The following is a 2,714-nucleotide window of genomic DNA, read 5'->3' as shown; positions in this document are numbered from 1 at the left end:
ATTATTCTGGATTCTAAAAATTAAATCATTTCAATTAAAAAGAAGAACATGTATAATAGTTTAGATAGTCTATTAATTAATGAAATAATAAAGGAATGATTAGTAAGGAATGAAATTAGATATTAAAGGATTAACTGCAGAAGAAGTTAATCTCAGAGTAAGTCAAAATCAACAGAATAATTATAATGAAGATGTATCTAAATCTACAAAAGATATTTTAAAAGATAATGTGTTAACATTGTTTAACTTGCTGAATTTAATTATTGGGATTTGTTTAGCCTTAGTCGGAGCCTATAGTAATTTATTTTTTATGGTTATTATTTTAATTAATATTACAATTGGTACCATTCAAGAAATAAGAGCCCGCAATTTAGTAGCTAAATTGTCGATTATCAACGAAGACAAATCAATAGTTATTCGCGACAATCAGGAAAAAAGTATCTCATCAATTGACATTGTCTTAGATGATATCGTTAAATTAGTTGCTGGTGATCAAGTTCCATCAGATATGGTAGTTATTTCAGGCCAGATTGAAGCCAATGAAGCATTATTAACCGGTGAATCAGATTTAATTGTTAAAGAAGAAAAAGCACAACTTTTATCTGGAAGTTTTGTCTCGAGTGGACAGTGCTATGGTCAAGTTATTCATGTTGGAAAAGACAACTATGCAACAAAAATTGCCAATGAAGCCAAAGTTCATAAACCTTTCAATTCAGAGCTTGTTTCATCGATTCGTAAAGTAGCTAAGTTTACAAGTTACGTTATCGTTCCATTAGGCCTTATTTTATTTGTAGAAGCTTTTTTCTTTAGAGGAAGCGATATAAAATCATCAGTTGTCGCGTCTGCTGCTGCCCTTTTAGGTATGCTACCAAAAGGAATGGTCCTTTTAATCATGATCGCTCTAGCGACAGCTGTTGCAAAACTCGCTAAAAAGGATGTTCTGGTCCAAGATATGTATTCGGTAGAAACACTTGCTCATGTAGATGTTATCTGTTTAGATAAAACAGGTACTATTACTGAAGGTAAAATGAAAGTTGAAGAAGTCGAGATACTACAACCAAAATATGAAACTATGTTTGAAGATTTAGTTGGAAGCTACCTATCAGCCTCATCTGATAACAATATTACAATGCAAGCTATTAGAAATCACTTTAAAGAAACAACTACTTATCCAGCCAATCGTGTGACTAGTTTTTCTTCTGAAAGAAAATGGGGAGCTGTTTGTTTAGATAATATTGGAACTATTGCTTTAGGAGCGCCAGAAAGATTATTTAAAGAAGCTGATTTACCAAAAGGAATTCAAGAAGCACAAGAGGCAGGACAACGTGTGCTAATGCTAGGAATTAGTTCAGAATCAACAGATGATGAGACTATCTTACCTCGCTTAGAACCTTTGGCACTTATTAAGATTGATGATCCGATTAGACAAAATGCCAATGAAACCTTAGCATATTTAAAAGAAGAAGGAGTCGATATAAAAGTTATTTCTGGTGATAATCCTGTAACAGTTTCTAATGTTGCTAGAAGAGCTGGATTAGATAATTATCAAAAATACATTGACTTATCAGAATTAACAACGGATGAAGAGGTAAGAAGTGTTGTTAATGAGTACAAAGTATTTGGTCGAGTGTCTCCTCAACAAAAGAAAATTCTTGTACAAGAGTTAAAAGAGCAAGGTCATGTAGTAGCAATGACTGGTGATGGTGTTAATGATGTACTTGCACTTAAAGAAGCAGATTGTAGCATCGCTATGGCTGAAGGAGATAACGCCACAAGACAAATTTCGAATTTGGTTTTACTCGATTCTGATTTCACCACTTTACCAGATGTTTTATTTGAAGGACGTCGTGTGGTTAACAATGTTACTAAAGTAGCAAGCATCTTTTTTATCAAAACAATATATTCGTTAATTTTGTCTCTACTTTGTGTTTTAACGGCAATTTCTTTTCCCTTCATTCCCATCCAAATTACTTTACTTGATTTAGCTATTGAAGGATATCCAACATTCTTCTTACAGTTTGAGAATGATAAAAGAAAAGTAATAACTCGTTTCTTGCCAACTGCTTTAAGACGAGCGTTACCAAATGCGTTATTAGTAGTCTTTAACGTTGTCTTTATTTATATTTATGGCAATATGAAAGATTGGGCACAAATTGATATAACAACATTAATGTATTACATGTTAATCGCAGTTAGTGCGATGGCAGTTATTAAGGCATGTTTACCATTCAATCCTCTTAGAGTTTTTCTAGCGGTGACAACCACAATTGGAACCTTTGTTGCTGCTATGCTATTTAAAGGCTTACTTGAAATTTCAATGTTGACTAGTCAAAGCCTTCCAATTTTTGCAATACTTGTAATCGTATCAATCATTGGTAAAATTATTTTAGACAGATTGATCGATAAGCAGGGGACAAAATATTTTTTTCATGAAAATAAGTAGAAAAAGTAGCATATTTTCATAGATGTGATATACTATAAATTGTAGATTTGTGTCATATAGTCGCGCTGAGTTCAGTGCGACTTTTGTCACTTAAAATAGTGAGGGGAGGTCAGTTACAAATGTCACAGTTAATCCCTCAAGAAACAATAGAAACAGTTCGGAAACAAACGAATATTGTCGATGTTGTTGGTCAGTATGTTCAGTTGAAGAAATCTGGTAAAAATTATTTAGGTCTTTGTCCGTTTCATAATGAAAAAACACCTTCCTTTTC

The 2,714-nt window shown here is 32.8% G+C and carries 2 protein-coding genes; both read left to right on the top strand.

Features of this window, described 5'->3' with window-relative positions; genetic code table 11:
* Positions 1–109: 109 nt before the first annotated feature.
* A complete protein-coding gene (locus RR554_RS05470; RefSeq protein ID WP_332467580.1) occupies positions 110–2,443 on the top strand; it encodes a cation-translocating P-type ATPase in 2,334 nt (777 codons plus the stop codon).
* A gap of 119 nt (positions 2,444–2,562) precedes the next feature.
* A partial coding sequence (locus RR554_RS05465; RefSeq protein ID WP_332467581.1) for a CHC2 zinc finger domain-containing protein occupies positions 2,563–2,714 on the top strand: 152 nt, incomplete at its 3' end.

The sequence above is a fragment of the Vagococcus sp. genome, from assembly GCF_036639995.1.
In the GTDB taxonomy this organism is placed as follows: domain Bacteria; phylum Bacillota; class Bacilli; order Lactobacillales; family Vagococcaceae; genus Vagococcus.
The sequence above is the reverse complement of the archived record's forward strand: the minus strand, read 5'-3'. Positions and strand labels throughout refer to the sequence as shown.

What these genes read in the sequence shown, in the direction of transcription:
- RR554_RS05470 (WP_332467580.1), top strand. Translation starts at nt 110, where the DNA reads ATGAAATTAGATATTAAAGGATTAACTGCAGAAGAAGTTAATCTCAGA.